The sequence below is a fragment of the Alphaproteobacteria bacterium genome (assembly GCA_024244705.1).
Lineage (GTDB): Bacteria > Pseudomonadota > Alphaproteobacteria > JAAEOK01 > JAAEOK01 > JAAEOK01.
In genome coordinates this window covers 67,912-83,125 of record JAAEOK010000032.1, presented here as the reverse complement: position 1 = coordinate 83,125, position 15,214 = coordinate 67,912, and the positions used below count along the sequence as shown (strand labels likewise).

11 protein-coding genes are annotated in these 15,214 nt (G+C 58.8%); 7 read left to right on the top strand and 4 right to left on the bottom strand.

The features are described from left to right. The first annotated feature begins 302 nt into the window (after positions 1–302). Both GY791_03035 and GY791_03030 read left to right on the top strand, forming a co-directional pair. Positions 303–4,019, top strand: a complete 3,717-nt coding sequence (locus GY791_03035; protein ID MCP4327398.1) for a vitamin B12-dependent ribonucleotide reductase — start codon at positions 303–305, stop codon at positions 4,017–4,019. A 333-nt stretch (positions 4,020–4,352) separates the two neighbouring features. Further along, complete coding sequence (locus GY791_03030; protein ID MCP4327397.1) at positions 4,353–4,820, top strand: RidA family protein; 468 nt, start codon at positions 4,353–4,355, stop codon at positions 4,818–4,820. Here the strand turns inward: GY791_03030 and GY791_03025 are convergent. Further along, positions 4,817–5,758, bottom strand: a complete 942-nt coding sequence (locus GY791_03025; protein ID MCP4327396.1) for a helix-turn-helix transcriptional regulator — start codon at positions 5,756–5,758, stop codon at positions 4,817–4,819. The two genes, GY791_03030 and GY791_03025, sit on opposite strands and share 4 nt — an antisense overlap. A gap of 135 nt (positions 5,759–5,893) precedes the next feature. Between GY791_03025 and GY791_03020 the strand changes: the two genes are divergently transcribed. The 4 genes from GY791_03020 (at position 5,894) to GY791_03005 (ending at position 10,285) form a co-directional block, all read left to right on the top strand. Next, on the top strand, positions 5,894–6,715 hold the full coding sequence (locus GY791_03020) for a cysteine hydrolase (protein MCP4327395.1): 822 nt from the start codon (positions 5,894–5,896) through the stop codon (positions 6,713–6,715). A 299-nt stretch (positions 6,716–7,014) separates the two neighbouring features. After that, positions 7,015–8,187 carry an N-acetyltransferase gene (locus tag GY791_03015; protein MCP4327394.1) on the top strand — a complete coding sequence of 391 codons (1,173 nt, stop codon included), beginning with the start codon at positions 7,015–7,017 and terminating at the stop codon, positions 8,185–8,187. Beyond that, entirely contained in the window at positions 8,174–8,965 is a 792-nt protein-coding gene (locus GY791_03010; GenBank protein ID MCP4327393.1) for a sel1 repeat family protein, read from the top strand. The genes GY791_03015 and GY791_03010 overlap by 14 nt, the downstream gene beginning before the upstream one ends. Positions 8,966–9,103: 138 nt before the next feature. Continuing rightward, entirely contained in the window at positions 9,104–10,285 is a 1,182-nt protein-coding gene (locus GY791_03005) for a hypothetical protein (protein ID MCP4327392.1), read from the top strand. A gap of 38 nt (positions 10,286–10,323) precedes the next feature. Here the strand turns inward: GY791_03005 and GY791_03000 are convergent, their stop codons facing one another. From GY791_03000 to clpS, 3 genes are all read right to left on the bottom strand, one after another. Further along, positions 10,324–11,451 carry a CoA transferase gene (locus tag GY791_03000; GenBank protein ID MCP4327391.1) on the bottom strand — a complete coding sequence of 376 codons (1,128 nt, stop codon included), beginning with the start codon at positions 11,449–11,451 and terminating at the stop codon, positions 10,324–10,326. Positions 11,452–11,518: 67 nt separating this feature from the next. Beyond that, positions 11,519–13,816, bottom strand: a complete 2,298-nt coding sequence (gene clpA, locus GY791_02995; GenBank protein ID MCP4327390.1) for an ATP-dependent Clp protease ATP-binding subunit ClpA — start codon at positions 13,814–13,816, stop codon at positions 11,519–11,521. 7 nt (positions 13,817–13,823) lie between these two features. Continuing rightward, positions 13,824–14,150, bottom strand: coding sequence for an ATP-dependent Clp protease adapter ClpS (gene clpS, locus GY791_02990; protein ID MCP4327389.1), 327 nt, complete (start codon positions 14,148–14,150; stop codon positions 13,824–13,826). 254 nt (positions 14,151–14,404) lie between these two features. Here clpS and GY791_02985 point away from each other — a divergent pair, with 254 nt between their 5' ends. Continuing rightward, complete coding sequence (locus GY791_02985; protein MCP4327388.1) at positions 14,405–15,166, top strand: peptidase; 762 nt, start codon at positions 14,405–14,407, stop codon at positions 15,164–15,166. Positions 15,167–15,214: the final 48 nt, after the last annotated feature.

Genomic DNA, 15,214 nt, shown 5'->3' with positions numbered 1-15,214 from the left:
GCTTGGGATCATTTGGAGTATTCTGATCGGCCCGCACGCGGAAGCTGGGATCTGCTCCCGGATGTTTATTGAGGGTACCGTGCTGCGGCTTCGAATTTGTCGGCGAGGCATGAAGCGCGCTCTATTCACGAGCTCGTTACGTATTTTGAATTCTTTTCAATAGTTTACGATGTTTATTTTAGATGTACCATTAAAAAATTGATTGCACTCGCGACCCCCTTGCGCTACAAATTGTGATCGGAGTACTACAAAGCCACAATATGTAGCGTTGACGCTGCACGAATGAGGGGGAACCGGCGGGAATGAAGATCCAGCGTTTTTTCACCGAAAACGGCAAATCACCTTACGACAAAATCAAATTTCGCAAGGCGACGAGCGAAATCCGCAATCCGGACGGCTCGGTGGTCTTCCAGCGCAATGATATCGAGGTGCCGGCCGACTGGTCGCAAGTAGCTTGTGATGTCCTGGCTCAGAAGTATTTCCGTAAGGCCGGTGTGCCGGCGCGGCTTGCCGCGGTCGAGGAAAACACGGTTCCGTCGTGGCTATGGCGCAAAACCGCCGACGACCCTTCACTCAAGAAGGTGCATAAGGATCAACGCTATGGCGGCGAATCGAGCGCCAAGCAGGTCTTCGATCGTCTCGCCGGCACCTGGGCATATTGGGGCTGGAAGGGCGGCTATTTCGACGCCGAAGAGGATGCGCGCGCCTACTACGACGAAATGCGCTTCATGTTGTGCACCCAGATGGGCGCGCCGAACTCACCGCAGTGGTTCAATACCGGCCTCCACTGGGCCTATGGCATCGACGGCCCGTCCCAGGGGCATAGCTATGTCGACTATGAGACCGGCGAACTGAAGACATCGGAATCTGCCTACGAACACCCACAACCGCATGCCTGTTTCATCCAAAGCGTCGCCGACGATTTGGTCAATGAGGGCGGAATCATGGACCTATGGGTCCGCGAGGCGCGTCTGTTCAAGTATGGATCGGGTACCGGCAGCAACTTCTCCAAGCTGCGTGGTGAGGGCGAACACTTATCCGGTGGCGGCAAGTCTTCGGGCCTGATGAGTTTTCTCAAGATCGGCGATCGTGCGGCCGGCGCCATCAAATCCGGCGGCACCACACGCCGCGCCGCCAAAATGGTGACCGTCGATATCGACCATCCCGATATCGAGCAATACATCAATTGGAAAGTCGTCGAGGAGCAGAAGGTGGCGGCGCTTGTTGCCGGATCCCGCCTCGCCAACACCCATCTCAAAGCCGTGATGGTGGCGTGCCACGACGAACAAGCGTCCGCCGACGCCGACAAACGCCTCGACCCAAAGCAGAACACATCCCTCAAGAAAGCGGTACGCGATGCGCGCCGGGCGATGATTCCCGAGAGCTATATCAATCGGGTCATCCAGTTCGCCGGCCAAGGGTTTGCCGACATAGAGTTCCAGACCTACACCACCGATTGGGACAGCGATGCCTATCTCACGGTTTCGGGCCAAAATTCGAACAACTCCGTGCGGTTGACCAATAGCTTCCTCGAAGCAGTGCTGGCCGATGGCGAATGGGAGCTGATTCGCCGCACCGATGGCAAAGCTGCAAAGACCGTTAGGGCCAGCGGGTTGTGGGATCAAATTGCAACCGCCGCCTGGGCCTGCGCCGATCCCGGATTGCAGTATGACACGACGATTAACGAATGGCACACCTGCCCCAACAGTGGTCGGATAAATGCTTCGAATCCGTGCTCGGAGTACATGTTCCTCGACGATACGGCGTGCAATCTTGCCTCGTTGAACTTGCTCAAGTTCCGCGCCGAAGACGCCACATTCAACGTCGCTTCATTCGCCCACGCCGTACGGCTATGGACGCTGACCTTGGAAATCGCGGTCATGATGGCGCAATTCCCATCGCGCGAGATTGCCCGCCTCTCCTACGATTTCCGCACTCTGGGCCTCGGGTACGCCAATATCGGAGGCCTGCTGATGGCCAGCGGCATTCCCTATGACAGCGACGGCGGTCGCGCCATGTGTGGTGCGATCAGCGCCCTGATGACCGGCATGTCATATGCCACAAGTGCAGAGATGGCCGAGGAATTGGGCCCCTTCCCGGGTTACAAGAAAAATGGCAAGTCCATGCTGCGGGTGATCAGAAACCACCGCAGGGCGGCGCGTGGCGAAGAAGCTGGCTACGAAGAACTGTCGGTCGCACCGGTTTCCCTGGACCTCGATAATTGCCCCGACCCCGTCCTCGCCAAGGCCGCCGGCAAGGCGTGGGACATGGCGTTGGAGCGCGGATCCAGATTTGGATTTCGCAATGCCCAGGCAACGGTGATCGCGCCGACCGGGACCATCGGGCTCGTCATGGATTGCGATACAACCGGTATCGAACCCGATTTCGCCCTGGTCAAATTCAAGAAACTGGCCGGCGGCGGCTACTTCAAGATCATCAACCGCCTAGTGCCACGGGCGCTGCGCACGCTCGACTACGATGAAGACCAGGTCAAGGACATCATCGATTACGCCGTCGGTCGTGGGACGCTCAGGGATGCGCCGGGCGTAAACCATGAAAAATTGCGCGAAAAGGGATTCAACGAAAGCACGCTGCAGGCGCTCGAAGACGCACTGCAAAGCGCGTTCGATATCAAGTTTGCCTTCAACAAATGGACGCTCGGCGACGAGTTCTGCACGAAGGTGCTTGAGTTTTCCGAAGAGCAGCTCAACGACGTCGGTTTCGACATGTTGCGCGAACTCGGCTTTAGTCGCGATGCGGTCGACGCTGCCAACGTCTATTGCAGCGGAGCGATGACGTTGGAGGGCGCACCGCATTTGAAAGACGAGCACCTGGCCGTCTTCGATTGCGCCAACCCATGCGGCCGTATCGGCAAGCGGTTCCTGTCCGCCAAAAGCCACATCCAGATGATGGCGGCCGCGCAGCCGTTTATATCAGGCGCGATTTCGAAGACCATCAACATGCCCCACAGCGCCACTGTCGAAGAATGCAAGGAAGCGTACTTGTTATCGTGGAAACTGGGGCTGAAAGCCAATGCCCTCTACCGCGACGGATCCAAGTTGTCCCAGCCGTTGTCGTCGGCACTCCTTGACGATGACGACATCGACCTGTTCGACGAAATAATCGAATCGCCGGCCGCGCAGCAGGCACCGGCGATAGCGGAGCGTATCGTCGAGCGGGTGATCGAACATCACCGCGCGGACCGTCGCCGGTTGCCGCAACGCCGCAAAGGTTACACTCAAAAGGCCATCGTAGGCGGGCACAAAGTCTATCTGCGTACCGGCGAGTTCCAGGATGGCCACATCGGCGAAATTTTCATCGACATGCACAAAGAAGGCGCCGCGTTCCGCAGCCTGATGAACAATTTCGCCATCGCAATATCGATTGGCCTTCAATACGGCGTCCCACTGGAAGAATTCGTCGAGGCCTTCACCTTCACCCGTTTCGAGCCGTCGGGCATGGTCGAAGGCAACGATACGATCAAGATGGCGACGTCCTTGCTCGACTACATATTCCGCGAGCTGGCGATTTCCTATTTGGGACGAAATGACCTCGCCCATGTCGAGCCTGACGACATGCAGCCCGATAGCGTCGGTGGCGGAGCGCTTGAACGGTCGCTTCCCGAGCGACCGGAGGAAGTTGCGATCGAACAAATGAAACAAGTGGCGAGTACCGGATTTCTACGCAACCGGTTCGTCGTTTTCAATGGAGGGGCCGATAGCAATCGCCAAGGCGATGGCGCGGTCTCTACAGTCACGGCCGGCGCGGCGCCGCATAACGCCGCGGCCACAGGCGCAATAGTCGCTCCGGCCGTTAGCGGAGGCGCTTCCACCATGGAAGCTGTCTCCGTTGATGCCGCAGTAATCCACAGCGTCGATGAACGCCTCGGCCAGATCCGTGAGGCACGGATGAAAGGTTATGAGGGCGACGCTTGCGGTGAGTGCGGCAATTTCACGCTGGTCCGCAATGGCACTTGCCTCAAATGTGATACCTGCGGTGCCACGAGCGGATGCAGCTGACGGTCCTGTAGACCTACTCCTCCCTGATGGAACTGGGGTGTCCCGTGGCCGGACACCCCTTCTTTCTTTGCTACCTGAACCAAGCGCGGTTCACGCCCTGGGGACGGTAGTTTCAGCTCACCGGCATATTTGGCGCTCGCGATAGGCTCGGCTCGACCGGCGGGTCGACTCGCATAGCCGGCGACTGCGCAACCCAATTCGTTGCCGTCACGATCGATATCACCGCGCTACAGAGAAGCGTAATCCAATGTCGTTGTTCACCGCAAACACTAGAAGTCGGGAAGACCGGCCGCTATCCTGGCCGGCCTTGCATCCAAAATCGGAGATCCCGTTATGACCGGACAGATCGACGCCCGTTTGGCCGAACTCGGCATTGAGCTTCCTGACGCCGCGGCACCCGTGGCGAACTACGTTCCGACCGTTGCCGCCGGCAATCTGTTGTTCGTGTCCGGCCAGGTCACGGTGTGGAACGGAGAGTTTCAATATGTCGGAAAGCTCGGCGAGGCCTATACGATCGAAGAAGGTCAGGCCGCGGCGCGTATTTGCGGGCTCAACATTATCGCCCAAACCAAAGCGGCCTTGGATGGCGACCTCGACCGTGTGAAAGGCGTGGTGAAGCTGGGCATTTTTGTCAATTCGGCCTCCGATTTCACCCAGCAGCCCCAAGTCGCCAATGGGGTTTCGGACCTGATGGTCGATGTCTTCGGCGATCGCGGCAAGCACGCTCGATTTGCCGTCGGCGTCAACGTGTTGCCGCTCGATTTAGCAGTTGAGGTCGATGCCGTGATGGAGATCGATTAGGCACCGCTGGCGCGGGTGTAACTCCATTCGGGTTGCAGGCGCGTTCGGTACGCTTCCGGCCCCTCTCCACAAAACGCCTTGAATGCTCTTGAAAAAGCGCTTCGACTTTCAAACCCCACCTGTCCCGCGATCGCCTTGACCGGCATGGATGAGTGAACCAGTAGTTCGGCGGCGCGGCGCAGGCGAATCTCTTTCAACAGATCGAAGGGGGGTCGTCCAAAAGCGTCGGCGAACGCGGCGGCAAACGCCGACCGGCTCATGCCTGAGAGATCGGCGAGCCCACTGAGCGTATAATGATCGCCCGGACGATCGAGCATGTGCTCAAGGGCCCGGCTCAATCGTATGTCTTCCAAAGCGGCCAACCACGGAAGGCGACATTCTCCACTCTCGCAATAGCGCCGAAGCAGATGAACCAGGCATTGGTTGAGGAGCGACTCGGCCAATTTGACCGAGCCAACCTTGGGCGCGGCCAGTTCGACCAACAATTGTTTGAAGGCTTGGCGAATTGGTTCATTCTCGTCCAGTCGTTCGATTAACGGGACGTCCACATAATCGAACAGCCCTCGAATTTGCCCGTAGGTCGCGTGAATGCCGCCGCATGCGATAACCAACCCGGCGGCGAGATGCCTTTCGTTGGGGTAGACCGGCTCGGCGGAGATCGGCGAGCACGCCGTTGCCGGATTCAAATAGGTTTTGCTGTCGCCACGCGTTTCAACGCAAACCCCATAAGACGGCGGAACAACAATAAAGGTATCGGCAAGAATTTCGACTGCGGTACCGTTTTGGAGGCGGAGGGTGCCGGAACCCTTCAGCGCATAGTGAACGGTTGTCGCCAAACTTGGCGCTAAGGGCAACGCGCAGCCGTCATCGAGGCAGCAAACTTGAAACGCTCCAATTCGAGCGTCCAAGCCTGCGAGGAGTTTTTCCAACAGAATCATATGCGCAATTTTCCCACCTATCGAATGAATGGTCAATTGGACGAAAAGCGACGTCATTCAGACCCAAGAGCACACTACTTTGCGCATACTTAGCCGCGAATTCGTAACCCAAATGCAGCGCCAGGGAGTTTTCTTATGTGCGAAAGCAAGTGTAGCAACGTTCACGGTCTCGACCGTCGTTCTTTCCTGACAACGACCGCCGTTGCGGGCGTGGCCGCAGCGACGGCAGCAACGGCTTTGACCGGCTCTGTCGCCGCCGCCGAAGATCCCTATGCCGATCCCAGCGAACCGGCCCTACCCAATGCGGGCATGGTTCTGGATCAGAAACGCGCGGCGTTGGTTGTCACCGATCCACAGGTGGATTTTCTGAGTCCGGATGGAGTTACCTGGGGCGTAGTGGGCAAAAGCGTGCAGCAGCACGGCACGGTCGAAAATATCGAAAAACTTCTCAAAGCGGCCAAAGCCGCCGGCATGACGGTGGCGATTTCCCCGCATTACTACTATCCGACCGACCACGGCTGGCAATTCGGCGGCCCGCTGGAGAAACTTATGCACGCGATCGGCATGTTCGACCGCAAGGGCCCATTGGATCTCGACGGTTTTGTCGATTCCGGGGCCGATTTCATGCCGCAGTACAAACCCTATATCGAAGATGGTCAAACGATCGTCGCATCGCCTCATAAGGTCTACGGGCCCGAAAACAACGATCTGGTGCTGCAGCTACGTAAGAACCGCGTTGATCAGGTGATATTGGCCGGCATGTCGGCGAATCTGTGCGTCGAAGCCCATCTGCGGGAACTGCTCGAGCAGGGTTTCGAAGTTGCCGTCATTCGAGACGCCACAGCCGCCGCGATGCTGCCTGAAGGCGACGGTTACCTGGCTGCGATTACCAACTTCCGCTACATCGCCAACGGCGTGTGGTGGACGGACGAGGCAGTCGAGATGATCGGCGCGTAACGGGTCATTCGGGCTAAGTCGGGATCACAGAGATTCGGCGTAGCCCCGACATGGGGAGATAAAGCCAGGAATCCAGCAGGGCAAAGGTTGCCTCGCGGCCATCACCAACTCCTGCCTTGTGGCGAAAGCCACATGGTGGGTCGATCAAGCGATCGATGCGAGAGGTTACCCCTCCTTGTCCCTGTTCGGAGCGGCCGGAGTCCGGGCAACCGGATTCCGGCCTTTTTTCTCTCCCAATCGCTTGCTCGGCTTAAATTGGAACCTTTTCTTCGTCCGCACGAATCCGCATATAATCGGCCATGCCCGATGGATTGGAACCGCTCACCGCTCGTACCGTCAATCGCATTGCGGCGATCGGCCGAGACTCCTGGGACGCCTGCGCCGGCAACGATAACCCATTCGTCAGCTTCGATTTTCTCTCGGCTCTCGAGGACAGCGGCTCAGTCGCTGCAGAAACCGGGTGGCTGCCGCATCATGTCGCAATCGAAGGCGGCGACGGCCAGGTTCTGGGTTGCGCACCACTCTACCTGAAGACCCATTCCCAGGGTGAGTATGTCTTCGATCACGGCTGGGCCGACGCCTACGAGCGCGCTGGAGGCCGGTACTATCCGAAATTGCAGTGTGCGGTTCCGTTTACGCCGGTGACCGGCCCCCGGCTCTTGGCGCGTCCGGGAACAGACACATCACGTATCCGTGACGGACTGGTTTCCGCCATGATCCAGGTTGCCCAGCAACTGGAGATCTCATCGCTTCACATCACGTTCCCCACCCGGGACGAGTTTGCCCGGTGCGGGGAAATCGGAATGCTCCAGCGCATCGGCGAGCAATTCCATTGGGTAAACGACGGATACGAAGACTTCGAGGAATTCCTGGCGTCGCTAAATTCTCGCCGGCGAAAGGATATTCGAAAGGAGCGCCGGCGCGCCCTTGAATCCGACCTAACCGTGCGCTCGCTTTCCGGCGCTGCGTTGCAGCCTGCTCATTGGGACGCGTTCTTTCGCTTCTATCACAACACCAGCGACCGAAAATGGGGGTACCCCTATCTGACACGCTCGTTCTTCGATCTGATCGGCGAGAAACTCGCCGACCGCGTCGTTTTGTTCATGGCCGAAGACGACGGTGGCCCGGTGGCCGGTGCGCTCAACTTTCGTGGCTATGATACGCTCTATGGGCGCAATTGGGGTTGCAACCACCAACATCGGTTCCTGCATTTCGAGACCTGCTACTATCAAGCCATCGACTATGCGATTCGACACGGCCTCCGCCATGTCGAGGCCGGCGCGCAAGGACCGCACAAAGTCCACCGCGGCTACCGGCCGGTTGCGACGTTCAGCGCTCACTGGATCGGCGATCCCGCCTTACGACGCGCGGTAGGCAATTTCCTTGAGCAGGAACGTGAGGCCGTCGCCTTTGAAATGGCAGCGTTGAGCGAGCATATGCCATTCCGGAATGGCGGTGATGACAGAGACTGAAGAATTGGGGCTCATCCGAATGAATCTGGTCTACCGCGCCAAAGCCCTACGTACCGGATTGTTTTCAGGCAAGCCGTTGCACATGTGGAAGGTTTGGGCAGCCGCCATATTGGGAACGACACTGATCGCACCGGCGACCACGTTCGGGACCGATAATCCTTTGGCCACATTGTGCGAAGCCGAGGCACCAATCGGGATCGTAGACAATTGCCGGCGCGCTCTTGAGGCGGATCCGGATAATGTCGAACTGCGCCGTCAGCTGGCAGGCGGGCTGTTGGTCTTCGGCGACGAAGCCGGGTCGCTAGCAGCATATGAGGTGCTGGCCATCGAACGACCCCTCGACGCGCGTGCCCAATACGACTACGGCGTCACGCTTATCGCGCTTCATCAATATAGGCATGGCGCCGATTTATTGTCGCGCGCGATCGAACTCGAGCCCGACTACCGCGAGGCACAGCTCGCCGCCAGCATCATATTCGCTCAGGTCGGCCGCAAGGACGAGGCCTTCGCCGCGCTCCAAAAGGCGGCTGAACTGGGGTCGGAGCTGGCCATGTTCGAACTATCGGAATCCTACCGCCTAGGCTATGGCACCGAGGCCAGCCAAGAAAATGCCTTTGCTTGGCTCAACCGTGCGGCGGACGCCGGCCATGTTACGGCTATGGAAAAGCTGGCGGAGACTTACCTCGACGGCGGCTATGGCGTCTCACCCGATAACGAGCTCGCTGACGAATGGGCCAAGCGGGCCCATCGCGCACTACGCGGTGATCTGGCCGAATAGAACAAGCGTCAACCGAAATTGTTTTTGTCTTTGATCTAGGCCCGATGCGATGCGGGGATCGACGCCATCCGATGTCATCTCGAGGGTTTGGGACCGGCTGGGCCGATCCTGGGCGCACGCAGCCCGCGATTCGAATTGATGAAACGACGTTCGTTGATTTCGTTTTCCGCGATGGTCGCGGCGGCCGTATTTTCGCTCGCGGCGCTCAAATTTATTTCTACTCCATATGTCTGGATTTCCATTGCATGGGCCTTGGCATTTATCGCCGCGGCATTCCTGACCAGGGCCCCGGCGATCAGGGCGGCAGCCATTTGCGGCGCCACCGCGGTTGCCGTCCTTGGCGGGTTCGAATTCTACTATGCGTATGGGACCGCCGCAGAATTGAATATCCATCGCGGAATCGCCGTCGATGATCAAGGCAACCGAACGGGGTTTTCACGACCTCATTCGGACCTTGGGTACGCCGCGCGGCCAAATGCCGACGGCCGTTTGGCTGTCTGGCAAGACGGTGAATTGCTCTACCAGTCCCGGTATCGGATCGGTAAGAACGGCCTGCGTATTTCGCCGCCCGACGCCGGCGGACGCGATATACCCTGTATCCTCTTCTTTGGCGGATCGATGACTTTCGGAGTCGGTGTCGACGACGAGAATGCCGTCCATTATAGGGTTGGCGTGCTGACCGAGGGCCGGTACCGCACCTACAATTTCGGCCTCAACGGCTATGGTACGCACCAGATGCTGGCCGCGCTCGAAAGCGGCATGGTCGAGGACGTTGTCGACTGCCGGCCGGAGTACGTTTTCTACCAGGCAATTCCCCATCATGCGATTCGCGCGAGCGGCCGTGCGAGATGGGACAAGCGAGGTCCGCGATACGTACTCGATGGTGCCGGGCGCGCCGTGCGGCAGGGGAATTTCAACGACACTGGGGCTTTGCAAGACACGTTCGGTAGCCGCCGAATTCGCAATCAGCTGGATAAATCCTTCCTCTACAGGAGGCTGGTCAAAGAGAGAATTTGGAATTCCGACCTCGACCTGATGGCAGCGATAATCAAGGAATCACGCCGCGTCGTCTCGGATCGCTATCCCGATGCCGCATTCCACGTCGTGCTTCGCGCCGACACCAAATCCTATCCGGGCAGCGGGCTGGCCCAGCGTCTGGCGGCCGACGGCATTAACGTGCACCCAATCGACGCCATTATTCCGGCGCCCGGGTTTGACGCGCCAGAGTTTCGGGTCCACCCCGAGGATCCGCATCCCAACGGGCGCGCTCACGATCTTCTCGCCCGCTATATCGTCGAAACTACTCTCGAATTCCGGTAACGGTGGATTGGTAGGACGGATCGAAAACACAACGACGGCTATTGATTGCCGCTCCGCCACCGCTCCACGACCGCCGTGGCCGAAAGTTCCCTGACTGGCGGCCTCGCCGGCGGCGGCCGATCGTCGACGATCGCCGGAAATGACACCTCGACGCGCGGTTCCGTTTCGCTGCCGGTGTTTCGCGCCAAGGCGCGGGCACGGACGTGAGGATGGTCGGGGATTTCGCTAAACTCGAGCGCCGCCTGAAAACAAGTATCGACCTTGTCCAGAATGGCCTCCCATTCCGCCAGCGAGCGCTTTTCGATCTCGCTCTGAACCTCGGCAATAAGGTCTTCCTGCGGCATCGGCTCCCACTGCCGCGGACCCCATTCGGGCCGGCCGGCCGCAATGGCAAAATTTACCCAGAACTTTTCCTCGAGATTACCGAGCGTCAGAAAGCGCCCATCCCGGGTGCGGTAGATCTGATAGCATGCGGCGCCGCCGTTTATCGGGTTACCCGCTCGGCGTGGCGCAATTTCCGGACGTTGTGCCGCCGTAAGGCCCCCGCTTTGCCAGGCCAAAACGGTGTCGGCCAAACTGGTATCGATGAACGCGCCGGCGCCAGTCCGCGCGCGGCGCGCGAGCGCACCGCAGATTGCCGCCGCAGCCTGCACACCGCTTGCGTAGTCTGCGGTTGGTGGCCAAGCCATGACTGGTCGTTCGCGCGTGCCAGAAGCCACGAGGCCGCCGCCTAGGGCCATATAGTTGAGATCGTGTCCGGCCTTATGTCGGTATGGACCTGTCTGTCCCCAGCCGGAGAGGGCGCAGTAGACGAGTGCGGGATTGAGCACCCGTAGGCGTTCTCTGCCAAAGCCAAGGCGTTCCAGGACCCCTGGGCGGAACGACTCGACCAGTACGTCAGCCGCAGCAATCAGGTTTTCGAAGACGGTCTTGCCCTCGTCCGACTTGAGGTCGACACGGACGACGGTCTTACCGCCATTGACGACCTTGTAAAGCGGCGAAATGCCGTCGGAATCGACCGCGCCGAAGGTGCGCATCGGATCGCCCGCCGGCGGTTCGACTTTGACCACGTCGGCCCCCATGTCGGCGAGCTGCAAAGACGCATAAGGCCCTGGCACATATTGGCTGATGTCGACGACGCGAATTTCGTCGAGAAAATCGAGCATGGACTATCACCTGCCTTGGCTTCGGGGGTGGGCTCGATTTAGCGGAAAATCTTGACGAACGCTCGCGCTATTCGACGTAGGCAGGTTCCTTCTTACCACCCGAAGGTTCATCTGCGTCGGGATAGGTAAACGTGAGCGCCCCCTCAGACAAATCGACCAAGACGGTTCCGCCCTTGACCAAGCGGCCAAACAGCAGTTCTTCGGCCAGTGCCTTCTTGATCTGCTCCTGGATCAATCGTGCAAGCGGGCGAGCGCCAAAACGATCATCGTAACCGCGTTCTGCCAGCCAGTCGCGGGCCGCATCGGTCAACGCGATAGTCACGCTGCGGTCGGCCAATTGCTCCTCGAGCTGCATGATAAATTTATCGACAACGCGTCGCACGACCTTCGGATTCAACGCGGCGAATCCGATCATCGCGTCCAGGCGATTGCGGAATTCGGGAGTGAACAGCCGCTCGATCGCCTCTTGATCATCGCCCTCTCGGCTATGGCGTTCAAAGCCGATCGCAGGTTTGGCCAAGTCAGCCGCACCAGCGTTCGTCGTCATGATCAGGATCACATTCCGAAAATCGATGGTCTTACCATTGTGGTCGGTCAACTTGCCGTGATCCATGACCTGAAGCAGGATATTGAACAGGTCGTGATGCGCCTTCTCTATTTCGTCGAGTAGCAGCACCGCATGGGGATGCTGATCGATGGCGTCGGTCAGCAATCCGCCTTGATCGAAACCGACATAGCCCGGCGGTGCGCCAATGAGACGCGAAACGCTGTGCCGCTCCATGTATTCCGACATATCGAATCGGATCAGCTCGATGCCCAAGGTTAGCGCCAGTTGCCGCGCCACTTCGGTTTTGCCGACACCGGTCGGGCCGGAAAAAAGGTAACTGCCGATCGGCTTCTCCGGCTCACGCAAGCCGGCACGCGACAGCTTGATCGCGCTGGCCAAAGATTGAATGGCCTGGTGCTGGCCGTAGACCATCCGGCCAAGATCGCGCTCCAGATTCTGCAACACTTTGCTGTCGTCGCGCGATACCGATTTCGGCGGAATGCGTGCGATTTTGGCGACGATCGCTTCGACATCCTTGACGCCGATCGTCTTGCGTCTCTTCTTCGCCGGCTTGAGCCATTGTGCGGCACCAACCTCGTCGATTACGTCGATCGCCTTATCCGGGAGCTTGCGGTCGTTGATATAGCGGTCAGCCAACTCAACAGAGGCGCGAATAGCCTCCGCCGTGTACCGCACGCTGTGGTGCGCCTCGTAGTAAGGCTTTAGGCCACGCATGATTTTGACGGTATCCTCGACCGATGGCTCATAGATGTCGATCTTCTGAAAACGCCGCACCAAGGCGCGGTCCTTTTCGAAATAGTTACGGTACTCCTTGTACGTGGTCGAACCGATACAGCGCAGCTGGCCGCTCGCAAGCGACGGCTTGAGCATGTTCGAGGCGTCCATCGAGCCACCGCTGGTAGCGCCTGCGCCGATGACGGTGTGGATCTCATCGATGAACAATATCGCTCCCTCGCGGGCCTGGAGTTCGGAGAGCACCGCCTTGATGCGTTCCTCGAAATCTCCGCGGTACCGGGTGCCGGCCAACAACGCCCCCATGTCGAGGGCGTATATGGTCGCATCCTGCAAAACCTCGGGCACCTCGCGATTGACAATGCGGCGGGCCAAGCCCTCGGCGATGGCGGTCTTTCCGACTCCCGGGTCGCCGACATAGAGGGGATTGTTCTTTTGTCGGCGGCACAGGATTTGAATCGTGCGCTCGACCTCGTCCTCGCGCCCGATAAGCGGATCGATTCGGCCGTCGCTCGCCTTCTCGTTGAGATTGACGCAATAGGCGCGGAGCGCTTCGTCACCTTGTTTGTTGACTTGTTCCGCTGCGGCATCGGGATCCGCTCCGTCGACGCCGCCGGCCGCCGACTGTCCTGGGACCTTGGCAATACCGTGAGAAATATAATTGACCGCGTCATAGCGGGTCATTTCTTGCTCTTGAAGGAAGTACACGGCGTGGGATTCGCGCTCGGCAAAAATTGCTACCAGCACATTGGCGCCGGTTACCTCTTCGCGCCCCGACGATTGGACATGGATCGCCGCCCGCTGCAACGCGCGCTGGAACCCGGCGGTCGGAGTGGCCTCTTCGTTGGCATGACTGACGAGCGAGTCGAGTTCGCTATCCAAGTAGTCTTCCAGGTTTTGCCGCAACAGGTCGATATCGACACCGCAGGCATGGAATACTGCTTTCGCGTCCTGGTCGTCGGCAAGCGCCAGAAGCAGGTGCTCGAGCGTTGCGTATTCGTGGCTACGCTGGTTGGCAAGGTCGAGCGCGCGGTGGAGACTCTGTTCCAGGTTTCGGGAGAGCATGGGGGCGTTATTCCTTTTCCATCGTGCATTGCAAAGGATGCTGGTGGCGGCGCGCGAAGTCCATGACCTGTGTCACTTTGGTCTCTGCAACTTCATAAGTATATACCCCACAGATGCCAACACCCCTGCGGTGGACATGGAGCATGATTCTCGTCGCCTCCTCCCGTCCCTTGCTGAAGAAGCGCTCGAGCACATATACGACAAACTCCATCGGCGTGTAATCGTCGTTCAACAACAAGACCTTGTACATAGCCGGCTTCTTTGTCTTCGGCTTCGGCCGAACGACGACCCCGGTATCGGTGCCATTACCGTCTTGTCGATCCTTGTCGCTCATTATTGTCCGCTATGACCGATAATCGCTAATTTCTGAACAATATCGTTGCACGAGTTTGTCGCCTCCTATGATATTGGATTTGCGGCACCGGTTAAAAGGCCCTACGCAAGTTCACAACACAAATGCGTATTTGGCTGCGGCCCGTTGATTTTTGGTCGAGGGCACTCCACGACCCGCAGGAAACCGGGAAATAGCGGCTTGACTGGAACCGGGGACATGCCAATATCCGCGCCGTAGCCTGCCCTGGAGCTGCCGTGACGTATTGCCTCGCCATCAAGATCAAAGACGGCATCGTGGCCCTGTCCGACAGCCGGATATCGAGTGGACGCCAGGTCACGAATGCCCGCAAAGTTTCGCGTTTTCAGGGGCAAGGAGGCGATTTCTTGCTCATGACCTCCGGCCTGCGGTCGGTCCGCGATAAGACGGTGGCTTACCTCGACAAGGCATTTTCCGACGGCACCCTGCCCCGGCCTGCCGCGATGCTCGACGCCGCCGGCGCGTATGCCGCTTGCCTGCGCCGCGTCGCCAAGGAGGACCGTACCGCAATCCGAGACTCGAACCTCAGTTTCGATCTCCACACGTTGCTCTGCGGCAGGCTGTGCGACGACAAGGAACCCGCGGTTTACCTGATCTATCCGGAAGGAAATTGGGTCGAAATTGCGGAACGCACGCCGTATCTGTCGATTGGCGCAACGGCCTACGGCAAACCGATACTCGATCGGGCACTTCGCTTTGAAACCCCTATGCTGACGGCGATCAAGCTGGCCTATTTATCATTCGATTCGACACGCACCAGCTCGGCCGATGTCGGATTTCCAATCGACATCTTGGTCTATTACATGGCGAACGACCGGTGGTACGAGGGCCACTATGATTACGAGGACCTACAGCAGCAGCGCCAATGGTGGAATGAGCGCTTGACCAGCTTGGCTCAGGAAATGCCGCCTGGTCCCTGGAGCGAAGATCTATTACCTGAGAACGCGGGCCGCCTGACGTTGGTTGGCGGTGAGAAATAGCGCCAATCCCTACCGCGGTGCCGGTAGAAATTTTTCCTTAAGTACGGC

Excerpts from the sequence above, each read along its gene's own strand:
- GY791_03000 (MCP4327391.1), bottom strand. The coding sequence starts at position 11,451 with ATGCTCGATTTTCTCGACGAAATTCGCGTCGTCGACATCAGCCAATAT.
- GY791_03010 (MCP4327393.1), top strand. The coding sequence starts at position 8,174 with ATGACAGAGACTGAAGAATTGGGGCTCATCCGAATGAATCTGGTCTAC.
- GY791_03020 (MCP4327395.1), top strand. The coding sequence starts at position 5,894 with ATGTGCGAAAGCAAGTGTAGCAACGTTCACGGTCTCGACCGTCGTTCT.
- GY791_03015 (MCP4327394.1), top strand. The coding sequence starts at position 7,015 with ATGCCCGATGGATTGGAACCGCTCACCGCTCGTACCGTCAATCGCATT.
- clpA (MCP4327390.1), bottom strand. The coding sequence starts at position 13,816 with ATGCTCTCCCGAAACCTGGAACAGAGTCTCCACCGCGCGCTCGACCTT.
- GY791_03035 (MCP4327398.1), top strand. The coding sequence starts at position 303 with ATGAAGATCCAGCGTTTTTTCACCGAAAACGGCAAATCACCTTACGAC.
- clpS (MCP4327389.1), bottom strand. The coding sequence starts at position 14,150 with ATGAGCGACAAGGATCGACAAGACGGTAATGGCACCGATACCGGGGTC.
- GY791_03005 (MCP4327392.1), top strand. The coding sequence starts at position 9,104 with ATGAAACGACGTTCGTTGATTTCGTTTTCCGCGATGGTCGCGGCGGCC.
- GY791_03030 (MCP4327397.1), top strand. The coding sequence starts at position 4,353 with ATGACCGGACAGATCGACGCCCGTTTGGCCGAACTCGGCATTGAGCTT.
- GY791_03025 (MCP4327396.1), bottom strand. The coding sequence starts at position 5,758 with ATGATTCTGTTGGAAAAACTCCTCGCAGGCTTGGACGCTCGAATTGGA.